13 protein-coding genes, 1 tRNA gene and 1 pseudogene are annotated in these 18,635 nt (G+C 40.4%); 4 read left to right on the forward strand and 11 right to left on the reverse strand.

The window, feature by feature from the left end; genetic code table 11:
• The first annotated feature begins 12 nt into the window (after positions 1–12).
• Positions 13–1,401, forward strand: coding sequence for an IS3 family transposase (locus HXT23_RS03355; RefSeq protein ID WP_422112677.1), 1,389 nt, complete (start codon positions 13–15; stop codon positions 1,399–1,401).
• 189 nt (positions 1,402–1,590) lie between these two features.
• Positions 1,591–1,914: pseudogene (locus HXT23_RS03360) on the forward strand (transposase-like zinc-binding domain-containing protein); the annotation flags it as partial.
• Positions 1,915–2,036: 122 nt separating this feature from the next.
• Here the strand turns inward: HXT23_RS03360 and HXT23_RS03365 are convergent.
• From HXT23_RS03365 to HXT23_RS03415, 11 genes are all read right to left on the reverse strand, one after another.
• A complete protein-coding gene (locus tag HXT23_RS03365) occupies positions 2,037–4,493 on the reverse strand; it encodes an SHIRT domain-containing protein (RefSeq protein WP_422112678.1) in 2,457 nt (818 codons plus the stop codon).
• An 88-nt stretch (positions 4,494–4,581) separates the two neighbouring features.
• Positions 4,582–4,655, reverse strand: a tRNA-Arg gene (locus HXT23_RS03370).
• A gap of 162 nt (positions 4,656–4,817) precedes the next feature.
• Positions 4,818–5,486 (reverse strand): ATP-dependent Clp protease proteolytic subunit, encoded by a 669-nt coding sequence (locus tag HXT23_RS03375; protein ID WP_016635611.1) that lies wholly within the window; start codon positions 5,484–5,486, stop codon positions 4,818–4,820.
• Between the two features lie 5 nt (positions 5,487–5,491).
• Positions 5,492–6,103, reverse strand: coding sequence for an ATP-dependent Clp protease proteolytic subunit (locus tag HXT23_RS03380; protein WP_032813113.1), 612 nt, complete (start codon positions 6,101–6,103; stop codon positions 5,492–5,494).
• A 35-nt stretch (positions 6,104–6,138) separates the two neighbouring features.
• Positions 6,139–7,629, reverse strand: coding sequence for a chloride channel protein (locus HXT23_RS03385; protein WP_422112679.1), 1,491 nt, complete (start codon positions 7,627–7,629; stop codon positions 6,139–6,141).
• A gap of 150 nt (positions 7,630–7,779) precedes the next feature.
• A complete protein-coding gene (gene tig / locus HXT23_RS03390) occupies positions 7,780–9,138 on the reverse strand; it encodes a trigger factor (protein WP_016831440.1) in 1,359 nt (452 codons plus the stop codon).
• A 51-nt stretch (positions 9,139–9,189) separates the two neighbouring features.
• Positions 9,190–10,572 carry an HRDC domain-containing protein gene (locus HXT23_RS03395; protein ID WP_422112680.1) on the reverse strand — a complete coding sequence of 461 codons (1,383 nt, stop codon included), beginning with the start codon at positions 10,570–10,572 and terminating at the stop codon, positions 9,190–9,192.
• Positions 10,573–10,753: 181 nt separating this feature from the next.
• Positions 10,754–11,134, reverse strand: a complete 381-nt coding sequence (locus HXT23_RS03400) for a hypothetical protein (RefSeq protein ID WP_016831443.1) — start codon at positions 11,132–11,134, stop codon at positions 10,754–10,756.
• 107 nt (positions 11,135–11,241) lie between these two features.
• Positions 11,242–12,123, reverse strand: coding sequence for a pyruvate formate-lyase-activating protein (pflA, locus tag HXT23_RS03405; protein WP_020973667.1), 882 nt, complete (start codon positions 12,121–12,123; stop codon positions 11,242–11,244).
• Positions 12,124–12,232: 109 nt separating this feature from the next.
• On the reverse strand, positions 12,233–14,608 hold the full coding sequence (gene pflB, locus HXT23_RS03410) for a formate C-acetyltransferase (RefSeq protein ID WP_020973668.1): 2,376 nt from the start codon (positions 14,606–14,608) through the stop codon (positions 12,233–12,235).
• A 249-nt stretch (positions 14,609–14,857) separates the two neighbouring features.
• Positions 14,858–16,570, reverse strand: a complete 1,713-nt coding sequence (locus tag HXT23_RS03415; protein ID WP_422113080.1) for an NAD+ synthase — start codon at positions 16,568–16,570, stop codon at positions 14,858–14,860.
• A 291-nt stretch (positions 16,571–16,861) separates the two neighbouring features.
• Here HXT23_RS03415 and HXT23_RS03420 point away from each other — a divergent pair, with 291 nt between their 5' ends.
• Both HXT23_RS03420 and HXT23_RS03425 read left to right on the forward strand, forming a co-directional pair.
• Positions 16,862–17,710 (forward strand): MetQ/NlpA family ABC transporter substrate-binding protein, encoded by an 849-nt coding sequence (locus tag HXT23_RS03420; RefSeq protein ID WP_016635601.1) that lies wholly within the window; start codon positions 16,862–16,864, stop codon positions 17,708–17,710.
• Between the two features lie 123 nt (positions 17,711–17,833).
• Entirely contained in the window at positions 17,834–18,634 is an 801-nt protein-coding gene (locus tag HXT23_RS03425; protein WP_422112681.1) for a methionine ABC transporter ATP-binding protein, read from the forward strand.
• The last annotated feature ends 1 nt before the right edge of the window (position 18,635 follow it).

Here is an 18,635-nt window from a genome sequence, read left to right on the forward strand (position 1 = left end):
CTGAAAGTCACAATGAAAGTTATCTATACAGAAGCTCAAAAGAAACATGCTATACAAACCTACAAGAAATATAAATCCTATAGTAAAACATTAAGAGTATTAGGATATCCATCAAGGCATGTCTTATTTGACTGGGTTAAAAATGTCAGGAAGCCAGGACAACCTCCTAAAAAGCCTAAAAATTTACCGCGACATTATTCTTTTAAAATAAAACACAAAGCTTGTCAGCTAGCTTTAGGTGGTATGTCAGTTAAAGAAGTTGCAAAAAAGTTAGATCTTACTACTCATGCAATCATTTATGATTGGATAAAAAGTTATCGATTGCATGGTGAAGAAGGTCTTATGAGTAAGAAAGAGAAAGTAGATAGAGGTATTTATAAAACAAAAGCTCAACTTGTTAAGAGCTTACCTGATGATGTAAGCGAGTTAAAAGAACTTGCAGCTAAACTTATGGTAGAAAAAGCTGTACTTGAGAAGGAGCTTGAGTTATCAAAAAAAGTAGAGGGCGGCATCCCCAATAAACTGCCAAATAAACTAAAGGTGCAAATTATGCTAGAACTACTTTTAGTGTTACCGTTAGAGCTTCTGATTAAAACACTTCAGATAAAACGTTCAAGTTATTATTATGCTAAAAAGGCTCTTCAAAAACCTGACAAATACGCACATATACGGTGTCGTATACACGAGATTGCAGAAGAAAACTTCTTTACTTATGGCTCTCCTAGAATGTGGCTAGTGTTGAGAACTAAAGGTATTAAAGTATCTGAAAAAGTAGTAAGACGGCTCATGAAAGAAGAGTTAATTGAAGTTAGATATGCCAGGCGTAAAAGACGCTATTCAAGTTACATAGGAGAAATTACTCCTGCATGTAGTAACATTGTTAACAATAATTTTCATGCAGATTCACCTAATAAGATTTGGCTTACAGATATTACTGAGTTTTCAGTAAAAGAGTCAAAACTCTATTTAAGCCCTATGATTGACTGTTTTGATGGTAAAGTGGTCTCTTACGCTCTTTCAAACCACCCAGATCAGTGTCTTGTGGATGAAATGTTAGAAGGGGCTTTAACTACCCTTGACACTACAGAATGTAAAAGCTTAGTTATTCATACCGATAGAGGAGGTCACTATAGAGGTGGCAGGTGGATTGAGAGATTAGAAGGTCTTGGTATTACACGCTCCATGTCAAGAAAAGGAAATAGTGGAGATAATGCTGCCTGTGAAGGCTTTTTTGGACGAATGAAAACAGAAATGTATTATCCACTTAACTGGGATAGTACAGAAGAATTACGTCAAGCTATTCATACTTATATTGATTTTTACAACAATCACAGAATTAAAATAAGTATTAGTGGAAAGACAATTATGGAACATCGTGATATGATTGCACAAAATGTCTAAAAAATTGTCCTAAGCCCCAAAAGTGTGTAAGAAATCATGTCTCACGCATTGCAATACAAGCGTTTTGCGGTAATCGAATCTGTTTTCTGCACATTCGCCACCTGGACAAAAAGTGTGTAAAAAATCAGCCCATAACCCTTATAGCAGTAGGGCTCAATGTATATCGAATGTGGGTTATTCTTCATTTGTATGAATAACCCACTATGCGATAACTGTCATCACAAAATGAGCAAGAATGGTCACACCAATGCTGGCACTACTAGATACCGTTGTTCTAACTGTGGAGCCTCTAAAAGTAGAGCATATGATAAACAATCAAACGATTTAACAGTTGGCTTAAATTGGCTTTTATCTAATAAAACTCAAGATAAGTATTCATACGACTTCTCAGCCCGTACCTTAAGACGTAAAAATAAGCTTTTCTGGGACTTACGGCCGCAAGTACCATTCGTAGACAAAGTTTATGATTACATTCATGTTGATGGTGTTCATTTAGGACGTAAATCTGTAATACCAGTAATTATCAAAAAGCTAAGCTGACTAATTCTATTTCCAAAATATTCATCAGCTTAGCTTTACACAGTTTTGGCCTATAACCCCGCTATCTGTGGATAGAGGGGTTCAATTATTAAACATTAATCTTTTCGTTTACTTACTTGAAGCAAAACACCCATCGCAGCTAATACACTTCCAATCAATACTAAGCTACTATCGGTCGTTCCTGTCCGTGGTAAAGTGGCTTTGTGCTGTGGCTGCGACTTTGGCTGCGGCTGTGACTCTTGCTCTGACTCTTGCTTCGGCTGCAGCTGTGACTCTTGTTGCGACTCTGTCTTAGGCTGAGGCTGAGGCGTTGACTGTGGATTTGACTGCGGCTGCTGCTCTTGCTGCGGAGTTGGCGTCACTGGCTGAGGCTCTGGCTCTTGCTCTGGCTCTGGCTGTGGATTCGGCTGCGGCTCTGATGTTGTTTTTTCTTTTACTGTTACTGTCGCTTGTTTTGTTGCAGTTGCTCCTTTGCTATCTGCTACTTTATATGTAATTTTATATGTGCCGACTTTGTTATTGTCAAAACCACCTTTATCTACTATTTCTACTTTTTCTTTTAAGTCGCCGTCTTCTTTATCTGTTGCTTTTATTATTAGTGTTTTTAGATCTAAATCTTCTCCTACCATTATTTCTTTGTCAGCTACTTCTAATTGAGGTGCTTCGTCTAGGGTAGATAGAGGTTTTATGCTAGTAAATTTCCATGTTCCTATGAATGTTAAATCTTTATCTTCTACTGTTTGCTCTTTAGTATCATATCCTATGAATGTCCATTTCCCTCCGTCTACTGCTATTTCTTTTTGAGTTGGGTCAGCTGGAGTTATTTTTTCGCCTTTTTTATATGTATTTTCATCTTTTGGCAGTAAGTTTGTAACTTCTGCTGGTAAGTTTCTGCCATCTTCTGATTTGAAATTATAGTTTACTTTATGTTTTAAACCAGCATTAAAGTCTACGACTATTCTTGTTTTTTTGTCACTACTATCTAAAAGACCAACTGTAAATTCCTGATTTTCTTTTTCGTTATAGTATTTTTCATCTAATGTTTGTGATTTTAAAACATATTTTCCTGGTTCTAAATAAAGAAGATTATTTGGTTCATAATATCCAGCATCATTTATTGTAGTTTTTTTCATCATTTCTTCTATTACATTTATAGCATCTTCTTTTTCATTCGCACGAGAATGATTAGGTTTAATAGCAGATTTAACTAAAACCTCTTTATTATCTTCTACACGATAAAGATCAAAACTATTATCTAAAGGAGTTTTTTTATCTTCTTTAAATTGACGAACAACAATCTCTGTTGGTAGGGCACGATAAGTGAGATAGTAATGTTTTGTAGTCAACATATTTCTATCGTTATCATAGCCATAAGTTAAATAATGGTTGCCTTTTTCTTTAGTTGTAGAGTCATCTTTTTTAAATTCTTTTGTTTTTGGCTTATCTATATCATTATCACAGTAAATATATCCTGGAATTGTTTTTGCTTTTAACTCTTCTAAAGTAGGTCTTTTTCTTGAGCTTTTTTCATCACCATCATACGACAATAAAGGAGTGGACAATCTAGCTTTATAAACTGGATTATTCCCAAAGAAAGCTTTATCTGTTTTAACAATGTCAAGCATATCTTTTAGATCAAGTTTTTTAAAAGGTTCATTAGAAAAAGAATTTTTATCTTTTTCACTTCTTTCTTTTAGAGGTGAAGATAATTTTTGGTTTGTTAATTTTCTATAACTACTATCATCTACAAAGTGAAAATCTACATCTACAGAAGTTACAAAAAATTTAAATATAGTATTTCCTTCTCCATATCTATCTACATAAAAAACTTGTGAGAGTGCATCGTCATTTTTAGTTGTTTGATAGCTAACTCTAACAAATGCACGAGTTTGCTTTGGATTTACTTTAAATTTAGTTTCCTCTGTTAAATTTTCTCCAAGGACTTTTTTATTTACCGAAAGAGAAAATGGCGTTTCGGCATATTTACCGTCATTAAAAGAAATTTTATTGCCTTCTTCTAAGGTGTTAAAAGCGTGATAAACTGCTCCAACTTGTGCTCTTGCACTCTCTACATTTCTTTTTGGTAAAAATATAAAGTAATCAACTGTTCCATCTTGTGGATACCAATCTACAAATCTCCATCCTATTAATGTTAATTGTTTGGTATCTTTTCCTTTTGGGTTAAAGTCTTTTCCTTTTGGAGTAAAATAAATTTTTACTTTATCGTATTTTTCTGCTTCAGCTTTTTGCAATTCTTCATTTGAAAAAACTTCTGGATAGAGATTTTCTGAAGTTTTTTCAGTCATAAGGTCATAATAGCCTTCTTCATCTTTAGTTAAATTAGTTTTGTTTGCAGAACCTGCGGTACGGCTACTTTCTGAGCCATTCCTTAAATCATTATCTTTACCCACCGTGTCAGCGTGAGCAAGTGTCGCTTGAGATATAGCCATTCCAGAGGACAAAATTCCAACCACCACAACTGCCACCACAGCAGAAACGAAATGTTGTCCGAGCTTACGCAAACTATAACGATTAACTTTCTCAGGTTGCATAAGATAGCCTCTTTTTCTCAATTAATTAATCAATCACTTTTGATAACAACCATTATAAAAAAAAACGCGGCAAAAACCGCGTGTATTGTGCGCCAGACAGGATTCGAACCTGCAACCTTCTGATCCGTAGTCAGATGCTCTAATCCGTTGGGCTACTGGCGCATGTTCTCCAAAAACTTGGAACTTTAACTTTCCGTTGTTTTTGGCAACTTGACTAATATACAACCATCTTTACAAAAATACAAACCCTGGCGTGTCGCCATCGCCAGGGTCTGCAGTTAAAACATAAGAATCTAAAACATAAGAATCTAAAACATAAAATCCTTAAGATCTATGTTCAAGAACCTCGTCTACCATTCCGTATTCTTTAGCTTGAGGAGCGGTAAGAATAGTGTCTACCTCAATATCTTTACGAATTCGCTCAACACTTTGGCCAGTGTGCTTTGCAAGAGTGGCCTCTAACCATTCGCGCAAACGCAACATCTCCTTAGCTTGAAGCTCTATCTCTGTAGCCTTGCCAAAATCTTGACCCATTGCAGGTTGATGAATAAGCACGCGAGCATTTGGCAAAATCATGCGCTTACCAGCAGCACCAGCAGCAAGCAAAATCGCAGCAGCCGAAGCAGCTTGACCCAAGCACACCGTTTGAACATCTGGCTTAATGTATTGCATGGTATCGTAAATAGCCGTCATAGCCGTCATAGAGCCACCAGGAGAGTTAATGTACATCATTACATCTCTGCTTGGATCCATGCTTTCTAGAACCAAAAGCTGAGCCATAATGTCGTCTGCAGAAGTGTCGTCTACCTGAACACCCATAAAAATAATGCGGTCTTCAAAAAGCTTAGTGTATGGATCTTGAGTTTTCATACCATAAGGAGTCTGCTCACCAAATTGCGGCAAAACATAACGATTCGTAAACACACCACTGGTCTGACCAAATCCGCCCAAACGCTTAGCGCGAGCAACAAACTTTGCTTCTTCACTTGCCATTAAAATCACTCCTCCCCACGCATAGAAGCTGGAGTGGTAACAATCTTATCTACAAAGCCATACTCCAAAGCCTGCTGAGCAGTAAACCAATGATCATACTCGTTGTCTCGGTAGATCTCTTCAACAGTATGACCAGTCTGCTGAGCCGTTAGCTCAGCGAGAGTTTTCTTCATATCCATAATAAGTTCAGCATTAATACGCACGTCTGTAGCAGTGCCACCAACACCGCCAGAAGGCTGGTGCATTAGCACGCGAGCGTGAGACGTAATAAAACGCTTACCAGGCGTGCCAGAACTCAGCAAGAACTGACCCATAGAAGCAGCCATGCCAACAGCAATCGTAGCAACATCTGGCTCAATAAGCTGCATAGTGTCGTAAATAGCCATTCCAGCGGTAATAGAACCACCTGGCGAATTAATATAAAGCCAAATATCTTTCTTAGGATCTTGCGCAGCTAGCATAAGCATCTGAGCGCAAATAATATTGGCATTTTCATCCTTGACTTCAGAGCCAAGCCAAATAATACGATCCTTTAAGAGTTGATTAAAAATCGAATCCGTTGGATTTTGTGGCTCCCCTTCTTGCATAACGGGAGAAGCCGTAAACAGATCAGTCACCTTATCTCCTTACAAACATTTTGAATACATCTAGACTATCGTGTGCGCGTGACCGCAAAACAAGAATGTGAAGTAAAACGCTTAACGCAATTAGACACGCAATTAGACACGCAACTAGACACGCAACTAGACACAATCACCGCCAATAGCATAAGACAAAGTAATGTAAACGGTGCGTTTACTAATTCCGCAACTAAAAGCCACGCCATAATCGGAGCTTTTCTAGAAGACGCAAGTAAAGAAGCAGCGCCAATAATAGATACAGAAATTGCGGAAACTTGCGAAATGTCAAAAACTTGCAAAAAACCAGACGTTGAAAAAATAGCGTATAAAATCACACCAAAGCAAGCGCCAGTTGAAATGCTTGGCTGCAATACGCCTCCAGAAGCACCATAGCGCAAAACAAGCAAAGTAGCAGCCATTTTCATTAGCGCAAGAAGCAACAAAATAGTAACAATATGCGAGTTTTCTGCCAAATACGGAAAACTAGCTACAGAAAAAGCAAGCTGAGAAAGCGACCTACCATTCCCCATAATATGCGGAAACCAACAAGCCGCAACACCAATAACTAAGCCAGCTACAGGCATAAAACACAGCATTTGTATGCCACGCAAAGCATGAGTTCTACACCAAATAATACCCAAGCGAAAAACGTAACCAACTAAGCCGCACACTGCACCAACAACAACAGTTAAAACGCAAATTTGCCAAGAAAACACGCAAGAAAATTGCGAAATATTGTAGTATCTAGAATGATGCAATAAAAACTCAACAACAAACGCAGCAACATAATTCATAACAAGAGCAAAAGGCAAGCAACGCAAACGCTCCGAGCGCGCAATATTTTTAAGTGCATTAACTATTACAGAGCCATTTTCGCGATTTAGCCACGCATAAAAACCAAAACCTTGAGTTTTACTAAGCAAACCTAAAGAAAGCACAGTGCCAGCTAAAGGCGCATGGTACACTGCAGCCAAGCCAGCACCTGCAGCAGACGCAACTAGTATACGCTGAGTTTTAACAGACACATTAAAAATACTGCTGCAACGCTGAGCAATCATTGCAGCTAATTCTCTAGGAGCTACTTCCCTTCCGATTGAAATTCCAGATCCAACAATGACGATTTGTAATAAAACATGTGCAATAGTAGAAAAAATTGGCATTCTACTGCCACTAACGGCTTGTGGAATAGTAACGATTCGAGGAGGATTCTCCTTCTTTCGCAAAAAATACCAAGCCAGTGCAGCAATAGTCATAGCAATTGTGCCAGGTAGCACGTATCGATACCAAGGAAGCCCTAAAAATACAGTATTTTTAGCAGATTCAATTGAGCCAAAAGCAAGGTGTTGTACAGCGTAAAAAATAAGCGTAAGAACTGTTGCTCCTAAGCCAACAAGAACGCCAAGAGCAACAGAGACTGCAATAAAACGCGCTACTAGAATTGCAAAACTAAATAATTTGCAAGATTTGCCGAATTTGCTAAATCTGCAACAAGATTCATGCTTTGTTTTAGCACTACTATCCATAATGTCTCGCAATTCTTAACATTTTTCTATAATAATCGTAATTCTATATAGTAATTATTTAATTAAATATAAGTAAGACCCAGCAGAGCTATACTCCACTAGGCCTTAAATAACAAGATTATTAGAAGATTCTAATTTAGAAGACTCTAACTACTTTTCAGCAGAAAGCTCATCGGCAACAGCTGCAGCAGCAGAAGCAGCCTTAACGCTTTCATCTTCTGGCTCTTCATCTTCCGACAAGAAAGCACTCAAATCAAGAGCTTCTCCGCCAGCAACGAACTTTACAGCACGCATGCCAGCAAGCAAGCCCTTAGAGCGAGCAACTTCTTGAACAGCAGAACCAAGCTGACCATTGCGAACAATAGCGTTAATAAACTGGCTTGGATCCATTCCGTACTGCTGAGCAACAGAAACCAAGAAGTTGGTAACGTCTGCTTGAGAAACAGAAACATCGAGGCTTTCTGCCAAAGCGTCGAGAACCATCTGGTCACGAAGCTCCTTTTCTGCAGCCTTTTCAGCCTCTTCCTTTTGCTTCTTAGTGGCCTTTTCTGGGTCTGGAGTCATGCCCTTAAGGTGCTCGGCAACAGCCTTATCTTTAACACCCTTTGGCACAGGAATTTCAACTTCTTCTTGAATCTTAGCAATAAAAGCATCGCGAGCAAGAGTTGCCTGACGGCCTTCATTTGCCTGCTCCAAAGACTTACGAACGTCTTCCTTAAGTTCCTTTAGAGTGTCGAACTCAGATGCTTCCTTAGCAAACTCATCGTCAAGCTTTGGCAATTCTTGAGCCTTAACGGAGTTAACCTTTACCTTAACCTGAGCTTTCTTGCCCTGGTTCTTTCCAGCTTCGAGAGTACCTTCAAAAGTGGTTTCTTCTCCAGCGGAAAGACCTTCCAAAGCCTCATCCAAACCATCAAGCATAGTGTTGGAACCAAGCTCGTAGCTTACGCCATTTTGAGAATCGGCAACTTCGTCGTTAATCTTAGCTTCCAAATCGATGTTTGCAAAATCACCCTTCTTAGCTGGGCGATCAACACCAACAAGAGTGCCAAAACGTGCGCGCAAAGCCTCAAGACGAGCCTTAACATCGCTATCTTTAACTTCTGGCTTCTCTACTTCGATTTCTACACCCTTAAACTTGTTAAGCTTGAACTCTGGGCGACGCTCAACAGTTGCAACAAACTTAAGCTTAAGTTCGTCTTTAGCAGATTCTGGGACTTCCTGAACATCAAATTCTGGCTGATCCATTGGGCGAATCTTCTTTTCTTCCAAAGCCTTAGAATAAAGCTCTGGAACAGCAGAATTTACAGCTTCACCGGCAACAGCTCCGAAGCCAACTCGCTGATCTACAATCTTGCCTGGTACGTGTCCCTTACGGAAACCTGGCACGTTGATTTGCTTTGCGATCTCTTTACGAGCCTGATCCATAAATGGCTCAAAATCTTCGAGATCTGCGGTAATGGTGAGCTTAACCTTAGTTGGCTCAAGATTCCTGACGCTGATTTTCACGCTTGCGCTCCTGAAATTACGTTTTCTAGCTTCTGCCATATGGCACAACCGTTACATAATAGCTCGAGTTACGGACTCAGCAATTAAATCGCTTTGCCACGTTCTTGCACCCTGCTCTACAAGAAACTCCTTAACATCAATATGCTCAATATTATCTTGCCAACAAAGATTGCGAATAATTTGCGGTTTAATAATGATTTCCGTAGGCGTATGCGTATCTTCTGCAATCTTGATTAAAGACTGCTTTACATTTTGTAAGCGCTCATATCTTTTGGGATGATGATCACGCCAATACTTCATAGATCGTGGAGCTGCTTGCGATTCTTGTGCGTCGCCAGAATCCGCAGAATTGCCAGAATCCGCAGAATTGCCAGAATCGCCAAAATCGCCAGCATCGTTGTAATTGCCATATTTACTACTTGAATCATCAAGCTTAGAAACAATAGCAACTTCCCCACTTTTAGCGCGACTAATCGCGTCTTCTATAACAGCTTTCCACACATTTGGCTTGATTTTGCGCTGAATCGGAGCATAGCGTTCAAACATCTTGTCTTGCTCGCTGCCTGTGTGAATCCTAACGCGTTCGTTAAGAATGCGAATTGAGCGAAACTCCCTAGAATTACTTGGTTTTCGCTTTCCTGCTTCAATAATCGCAGCATCCGAAAGCAATAGAGTTGGCGCAATATCGTATTGACAAGCAAGCTCATCTCGCTTTTGCCAAAGCTCTTTTGCAATCATTAAGCCGATTTTATCGTGCATAAGAACGCTTATATGAGATATTCTAAGCCAAGGATTTGGGTGAGGAGCCTTCTTTTGAGCACCTTTACTTAATAAGTGTGAAAACTCTTGATTTGCCCATAAAAGCTTGCCTTGCTTTTTTAACTCGCCGCTCATTACTTCTTCTAATTCGATTAGCAATTCAACGTCTAAAGCAGCATAATTTCGCCAATCTCTAGGAAGAGGTCTATATGACCAATCCGCTGCAGAATGTTCTTTTGCAAGAGTCAATCCCAAATAATATTCAGTTACAGAGCTTAATCCAAAGCGCTTTCTACCAAGCAATTTAGCTGCGATTTCTGTATCAAATAAAGCACGCGGACGCAAACCAATATCGAAAAATCCTGGCAAATCTTGCATAGAATCGTGAATAATCCAAGGCGCGTCCCCTACTGCCTGGTTAAATTCATGCCAATCAACGCCAAGTTTTCCTAGCGCTATTGGGTCCAGCAATCCAATTCCTGCACCTTTGCGTTTGAACTGAATCAGCCAATCTTCGTGACCATATCTAAAACCAGATGCGCGCTCTGCGTCTGCAGCCAAAGGCCCCGACCCTGCTGCTAACAAATTACAATATTCTTTATATGATTCAAGCGTATCAATGACTTCTGGAACTCCTTCTCTAGGCTCTTTTAAGAGCTTTGGTTCCTTATTCAAGAACGCCTCCCGATTGTACGCTTTAGCCAAATTCTTACGCTTTTTGCATCTTACTTTGCAATTTTTTGCAAAATATCCGTAAAAAATATTTAAGCCGTGTTATAGATTATGCATCTTTTAACACGGCTTCAACTTTCGCACACAACTACGACTAATCAAAAATAAGCAATCAATCAAATAATCAATCTGCTTTATTGTTTGCTATTTCGCGATTTATGCGCTTAACAAGCCTAGTTTTAAGGAATCTAGTAAGAGTAAATGCGACTGCCGAAGCTAAAACTGTTGGAACAACGTAGCCAGCATGTAAACCTAAATCCGAGAACTTGGATATTGAAAAAGTAACAAGTTCTATAACAAAAGTTATCGCAATAGATATTATTGGCACTTCAATAAGAAGTTTCTCATCAAACGATGCAACAATGTTTATTGGCAACAAAATTATTGGCAAAATAACGAAAACAGTAAGCGCTGTAGCAAAACCAAACTGATCGTTACACCGCACAAAAATAGCTAACGCTAATGTAAAAGCTAATGCAATCCAACAACCTATTCTGCGCTTCATTGCGTATCCTTTCTCTAAAAAAGGTTATTTGTATAATTATACAAAATCCTTTAAAAAAAAAAACAATACAATACGCAAAAATTGCCTAAAACGCATCGAGGTTCAGTCTAGTACACTACAAAACCGTGGTCTTTGAACTGGTTTACAACTCGCTCTTTAAGCGCCTTAGAAGGTCCTTTTTGATTCTCAAGAGGGTACGGAATCCTAAGCTCATGCCACTTTGGGCGACCTAGTTGATGGAATCCAAGCACGTCAATATGCTCAACAGCATCCCCAAACGAATCGCAAATCTCAGCAACTTTTTCAACATTTTCTTCACTGTCTGTAAGACCTGGAACGAGCACAAAACGCACCCAAATCTTCTTACCAGCCTTCGCCAATCGCTGACCAAAGTCAATAGTTGGCTGAAGCAAGCCGCCAGTTACTTTTTTATACGTTTCTTCAATACCAGATTTAACGTCTAGCAAGCAAAGATCAATGTCGTCAATCATTTCGTCTGTATAATTGCGATTCAAAAAGCCCGAAGTATCTAAGCAAGTATGCACGCCCATCTCTTTTGCTGCACGAAACACTCTAGATACAAAAGCTGGTTGCATCATGGACTCGCCGCCAGAAAATGTGATTCCGCCGCCTGTTGCCTTAAAAAGACTTTGATAACGGTCTACTTTTTTAATCATTGCATCTAAGTAGACTGGCTTGCCGTCACGCATTTTCCAAGTATCAGGATTTTGGCAATATTGGCAACGAAGTGGGCAGCCACTCATAAACACCGTCATACGAGTGCCAGGGCCATCAACAGAAGTATTGATATCCCAAGAATGCACAAATCCAATATCGCCAGTTTTAAGAGCAACTAAGCGGTCTTTTCTGTCTAATCCAATTGGAGATTCAAAACCAGAAAGACCACCCATTAAAGTTTGTCGGGCATACTCTTTTGACTCCTTTAACATGTGCTGAGTCGTAGTGCGAAATGCTGTGTTTTCAGCCATCATATGCCCCCTATAACCGTCTTTGGTATACCTTTTAAGTCTATTTTATTTGAAAAGCCGCCAGGAGCAAAACCTGCTCACCCCCGGCGGCATTCGCAATCAATCAGAATCAGTCAGTAACTGAACCCTGGTGGAATGTACGAGAAATAACGTCGAGCTGCTGCTCCTTAGTGAGCTTTACAAAGTTCACTGCGTAGCCAGAAACACGAACCGTAAGATGTGGGTACTTTTCTGGATGCTCAACAGCGTCTTCAAGCTGTTCCTTACGCAAAACATTGATGTTTGCGTGGTACAAGCCGTGGCCGTTGCCAGCGTCCAAAATACCAACAAGGTTGTTAATACGCTCGTCTTCGTCTCTACCCAAACCATCTGGAGTAATGGTGTTAGTCAACGAGATACCATCGAGAGCATCGTCATAGTCAATCTTGCCAACAGAGAACATGGATGGAAGCATGCCGTGAGAATCCATACCATTTTCTGGGTTTGCACCTGGAGCGTAAGGAGTGCCCTTCTTGTGGCCAGATGGGAAGGAACCAGTGTTCTTGCCGTACTCAACGTTAGAAGTAATAGTCAAGATGGACTGAGTTGGAACAGCATTACGGTATACAGGCAAACGCTTTACTTGACCCATAACAGTGCTTACAACCCACTTTGCCAAGTCATCAGCACGATCGTCATCGTTACCGTAGATTGGGAACTCGCCAACCGTCTTGTAGCCAACGATTAAGTCGTCGTCTGCGCCTTCAATGTACTCGTACTCGTGGCCTTCTGCAGTCTTAGCATCCTTGTTGTAGATTGGGTAAACCTTCGCATACTTTATAGCAGCCAAGGAATCTGCAGCAATAGACAAGCCAGACATACCGCAGCCGAGTGTACGATAGACTTCCCTATCATGCAAAGCCATCTCAATGGACTCGTACGCGTACTTATCGTGCATGTAGTGGATTATGTTCAAAGCCTCAATGTAGGTTTCGGAAAGCCATTCCAAAGCCTTCTCGTAGTTGGCCTTAACCTTCTCGTAGTCAAGAGTTCCATCAGCTTCTGGCTTGATTGGGTCAATAACGCCCTTATCAATAACCTGCATGCCAGTCATCTCATCGCGGCCACCGTTAATCGCGTAGAGCAAAGCCTTTGCGGAGTTAACGCGTGCAGCGAAGAACTGCATTTGCTTACCAACGCGCATTGGGGAAACGCAGCAAGCAATAGCAGCGTCGTCGCCCCAGTGCTCACGAATATCTTTATCGGACTCGTACTGAATTGCAGAAGTGTCGATAGAGATTCGTGCGCAGAAACGCTTGTAGGCTTCTGGAAGCTTTGGATCCCAGAAAATAGTGATGTTTGGCTCTGGACCAGGACCTAGATGCTCAAGAGTCAAAGTGTTGAGCAAACGGAACGAAGTCTTAGTAACAAAGGTACGGCCATCATCGCTGAAGCCTGCATCGGACCAAGTTGCCCAGTATGGATCTCCAGAGAAGATTGCGTCGTAATCCTTAGTACGCAAGAAGCGCACAATACGAAGCTTCATAACCAATGCATCAATGATTTCCTGAGCGTCGGTTTCGTTGATTAATCCAGCCTTCAAATCGCGCTCAAAGTAGCAATCGAAGAATGCGGAAACACGGCCGAAGCTCATTGCAGCGCCATCCTGGCTCTTAACAGAAGCAAGATAGCCCATGTAAGTCCACTGAACAGCTTCCTTAGCGGTTTGAGCTGGGCGGCTCAAATCCAAGCCATACTCGTTGCCCAAGTTAATAAGCTGCTTCAAAGCCTTGATTTGCTCATCGTGCTCTTCGCGGAAGCGAATCCAATGCTCAATCTCGGTCTCAGTAAAGTCGTTGCGGTATGGAATCGAATCCTTATCGCGCTTCTTGAACTCAATAAGCATGTTTACGCCGTAAAGAGCCACACGACGATAATCACCGATAATACGGCCACGGCCATAAGCATCTGGCAAACCAGTCAAAATCTTGTTGTGGCGAGCAATCTTAATATTCTTGGTGTAAACACCAAACACGCCATCGTTATGAGTCTTGCGATAAACGGTGAAAATCTTCTTGATTTCTGGATCTACTTCCTTGCCAGCTTCCTTAATGGCCTGCTCAACCATTCGCCAACCGCCGTTTGGCATCATAGCGCGCTTGCAAGGTTCGTCGGTTTGAAGACCTACGATTACGTTATCTACTTCTGGGCTTTCAATGTAGCCTGCTGGCATTGCGTCAATACCTGCTGGAATATGTGTTTCAACGTCGTATACGCGGCGCTCACGCTCGACAGCCAAGTAGTTGTCGTCGAGGTACTTCCACATATGCTTAGTTTTTTCGGTGGCGTCTGCCAAGAAAGTCTCATCACCCTCGTATGGAGTGTAATTCTTTAGGATAAAGTCACGAACGTCAATATCTTTTTCCCAATTGCCGCTTGTAAATCCATCCCACGCTTTTGCACGAAGATCCTCTTCGGTGAGAACGGATGCATCCACTGATGCCATATTTGACTCCTTTCGTATCCACGACGCTTCTTCACGTCGCCTTCTCTACTATGTTAGAGCAATGTTTAAACAGTACACGTCGATTTTTGGCATTTTTAACGTGAGTTACCTCACATTTTACTGTTTTTTAGCTTATTTTTAATAAAAATGCTAGTTTGAATCCTCAAACTAGCACATATACAACGCGTAGAGAACAGGCGGTTGCTTGCGACTTTTTCCAAGCTTCACCAATCCGTTCCCAGCCTTCGCCTATTCTCTAAACGCCGTTGTTACTGGAATTCGCCTATCTCTACCAAACGCAATCGCACTAACTTTTGGACCTAACGGATACTGCCTACGCTTCCATTCTGCGCGGTCTACAAGCTGAATAACTGTATCAACTGTGCGCTCATCAAAACCGTCTGCAAGCAAATCCGCCCTGCCGTGAGCAAGCTCTATATGCGCTTCCAGCACTTTGTCTAGCAAATCGTATTCTGGCAAAGAATCTGAATCCTTTTGCCCTGGCCTAAGCTCGGCACTTGGAGGCTTAACAATAGAGTTTACAGGTATAAGAATGCCATCTTTTGGAGCCTTTTCTTTAGGATTATTGTCTTTAGGAAAATCTTCACTACCAGCAATAGGCAACATTCCAAGACCTACGCCATTTTTAGCAGCGCGATTACGCCATCTAGAAAGCGCCCAAACGCGAGTCTTAAACAAATCTTTAATAGGAGCATACCCACCTACCGCATCTCCATAAATCGTAGAATAACCGCATGCAAGCTCCGACTTATTGCCAGTAGCTAAAGCCAGCAAACCTTTTGAATTAGAATACGCCATAACAATCACGCCTCTAACTCGCGCTTGCAAATTTTCTGCAGCAACACCTTGCAAATCAAGCTGATTTTGGAATGACTTAAAAAGCGGCTCAATAGGCTGAATATCGTAATGTGCTCCAAGGCGCTTAGCTAAATCGCAAGCATCGTCTTTAGAACCAAGCGAAGAATACATGCTTGGCATTGAAATTCCCCAAACGTTTTGCCCTCCGCAAGCATCCGCCGCCATAGTTGCAACTAGCGCAGAGTCGATTCCGCCAGAAAGTCCTAAGCAAACACCCTTAAAGCCATTTTTACGCATGTAATCTCTAAGTCCTAAAACGCATGCGCAATAAACTTCTTCGTCTGGGTCTAATTTTTGAGCAATCGTCGAGCACTTTTGCACATCTAAATCTGTATTAAAATCAACAAAACTTAAGTCTTGATCAAACATCTTAGAACGCTCAATCAAAGATCCGTCTGCATTTACTACAAAGCTGCCGCCATCAAAAACAAGATCGTCTTGAGCACCAACTTGATTTACATAAACAAGCGGAGCATTAACCTCTTTTGCACGCTTTTGAGCCAGTTTTAAGCGAATATCCGTTTTGCCTTCTTCGTACGGAGAACCGTTGATTGTTACTAGAACATCAATCCCCTCTTTAGAAAGACGCGCAACTGGGCCGCCATCTTGCCAAATGTCTTCGCAAATCGCAAATCCTAATTTTGCGCCTTTAACGTTTAGAATCCCGCAATCGTTTCCAGACGAGAAAATTCTAAATTCGTCAAAAACGCCATAATTTGGCAAAAAATGTTTGTCGTAAACAAGCGCCACTTTTCCGTTGTTAATAACAAGCAAGCGATTTCTTGGCTTACCTAACTCATCGTCTACACCAACCGTTCCAACAACAACGTATAAATCACCTAATCCGCTATCTTTTAAGCTTTTTGCAAGACTATAAGCGGCATTATTAGCTGCTTTTCTAAATGTTGCACGCAAAGCAAGGTCTTCGATTGGATACCCAGTTAGTGTCATTTCTGGAAACACAACAATATCGGCGTTCCCCCTACTTGCGTCTTTGCAAAATCGCAATATTTCATCCGTATTTTTGCTTATATTTCCAACGCAAGTGTCAATTTGAGCTAAAGCTAAACGCAAAGAAGTCATGTTTTTATTATAAGCCATGTTGCACAAGCCATATCATTTTAAAGCTTTCTAAAACAAAAAGATTGCAAAACGCCACGCCAAAACAATAAGGAAAAACAAAAAATCAAGTCCTAAATGCAAAAAATAATTGTTGATTATCTTATTGATTTTATTAGCTTTACTAACTCGTCATAAATTATACAAATAGAAAATAGGTAGCGAAGAGGCTGCAAAATCGCATATATTGATATTCCGTTGCTAAGAAACAAAATAATCAACTAGCAAAAAACATTAAAGGACAAGGGGAAAAACATGAAAATCACAAAAAAGAACACAAAGATTATTGCAGCTTTTACAGCACTAACTGCGATTTTGGGTCTTTCGCTAAGCGCATGCGGATCTTCTGCAAATGGAGCAACTAAAGACGATAAGGTGATTAAGGTTGCAGCTTCCCCAACTCCTCACAGCGATATTTTGAATAAAGTAGTTAAGCCTATTTTGCAAAAGCAAGGCTATAAGTTGGTTGTTAAGGAATTTACTGATTACGTTCAGCCAAATACTGCTGTAGAAGAAGGCGAAGCAGACGCAAACTACCATCAGCATTTGCCATACTTAGATAACTTTAATAAAGAAAGAGGAACGCATATTATTTCTATTGCTGGAATCCACTTTGAGCCATTTGGACTTTACCCAGGAAAGACTAAAACAATTAAGGACTTAAAAGATGGTGCAACAGTTGCTGTTCCTAGCGATCCAACCAACGAAGCTCGCGCACTTCTTCTTTTGCAAGACGCAGGTCTTCTTAAGCTAAAGAATCCAAAGGATGTTAACTCAACCAAGAAGGATATTGTTTCTAATCCAAAGAATCTAAAGTTTAAGGAAATAGACGCCTCTTTGGTTCCAACAGTCGTTAAAGACGTTGATTTAGCTGCTCTAAACGGAAACTACGCTATTCAAGCTGGATTTAACCCAACTAAAGATCCTCTTACAAGCGAAAAAGTTGGAGGCGTAGCCGCTAAGACATACGAAAACATTATTGCTGTTAAGAAGGGCTCCGAAAAACTTGCTAAAATCAAGGCTCTTGTAAAAGCGTTAAAAACAGATGCAGTTCGTGATTTTATAAAGAAAAACTACAACGGCGCTGTTCTTCCAGTGTTTTAACGTGATTACAGCGTCTAATCGCAAATAAAAAAAAAAGACATGTGCCTCTAAAAAAACTAGAGGCACGTGCCTCATATTTGTTTTATAATTCGTTTTACAATTCGTTCTACAATCGGTGGAAAAATGATTCAGATTGAACATCTTTATAAGACTTATTCAAGCGGCAAAACTAAGCACGAAGCGCTTAAAGACATTAATTTGACTATTGAATCGGGAGAAGTTTTTGGAATTTTAGGTTCTTCGGGAGCTGGAAAGTCTTCGCTAGTTAGATGCATAAACCTTTTAGAAAGACCTACGAGCGGAAAAGTTGTAATAGACGGAAAAGATATTACAGATGCTAAAAATCGCGATTTATCTAATATCAGGTCAAATATTGGCATGATTTTCCAAAACTTTAGTCTTTTTCAGCAGAGAACCGTATTGCAAAATGTGACTTTTCCTTTGGAAATAAACCACACGAATAAAAACGAACGAGAAGAACGAGCAAAATATTTGCTTGACTTAGTTGGCTTAAAAGATTTAGCAAACCGCTACCCTATTCAGCTTTCTGGCGGCCAGCAGCAACGTGTTGCTATTGCGCGAGCGCTTGCTAACAATCCTTCGATTATGCTTTGTGATGAAGCTACAAGCGCATTGGATTCAACAACTACTGCGCAAATACTTGATTTGCTTAGAAGAATCAACCGAGATCTTAACGTTACATTGGTTATTATTACTCACTCTCTTGCAGTTGCACGCAATATTTGCGATAGAGTTGCAATGATTGATAGTGGAAAAATCGTAGAAATCGGCGATACTTCAACGCTTTTCAAGAATCCGCAAAGCAATATTCTAAAAACACTTATTGCAAACGAAAATGTTGAAAATCATAGAGATAACAGCAAAAACATCAGCAACAGCAACGAAAACAGCGAGGTGAAATAAA

This window comes from Gardnerella sp. DNF00257 (assembly GCF_049262745.1).
GTDB classification, from domain to species: domain Bacteria; phylum Actinomycetota; class Actinomycetes; order Actinomycetales; family Bifidobacteriaceae; genus Bifidobacterium; species Bifidobacterium piotii.

Bases quoted from the DNA above. Each gene is read 5' to 3' on its own strand.
- HXT23_RS03415 (WP_422113080.1), bottom strand. From the start codon at position 16,570: ATGACTTCTTTGCGTTTAGCTTTAGCTCAAATTGACACTTGCGTTGGA.
- HXT23_RS03365 (WP_422112678.1), bottom strand. From the start codon at position 4,493: ATGCAACCTGAGAAAGTTAATCGTTATAGTTTGCGTAAGCTCGGACAA.
- HXT23_RS03385 (WP_422112679.1), bottom strand. From the start codon at position 7,629: ATGGATAGTAGTGCTAAAACAAAGCATGAATCTTGTTGCAGATTTAGC.
- pflB (WP_020973668.1), bottom strand. From the start codon at position 14,608: ATGGCATCAGTGGATGCATCCGTTCTCACCGAAGAGGATCTTCGTGCA.
- HXT23_RS03355 (WP_422112677.1), top strand. From the start codon at position 13: ATGAAAGTTATCTATACAGAAGCTCAAAAGAAACATGCTATACAAACC.
- pflA (WP_020973667.1), bottom strand. From the start codon at position 12,123: ATGGCTGAAAACACAGCATTTCGCACTACGACTCAGCACATGTTAAAG.
- HXT23_RS03400 (WP_016831443.1), bottom strand. From the start codon at position 11,134: ATGAAGCGCAGAATAGGTTGTTGGATTGCATTAGCTTTTACATTAGCG.
- HXT23_RS03425 (WP_422112681.1), top strand. From the start codon at position 17,834: ATGATTCAGATTGAACATCTTTATAAGACTTATTCAAGCGGCAAAACT.
- HXT23_RS03420 (WP_016635601.1), top strand. From the start codon at position 16,862: ATGAAAATCACAAAAAAGAACACAAAGATTATTGCAGCTTTTACAGCA.
- HXT23_RS03375 (WP_016635611.1), bottom strand. From the start codon at position 5,486: ATGGCAAGTGAAGAAGCAAAGTTTGTTGCTCGCGCTAAGCGTTTGGGC.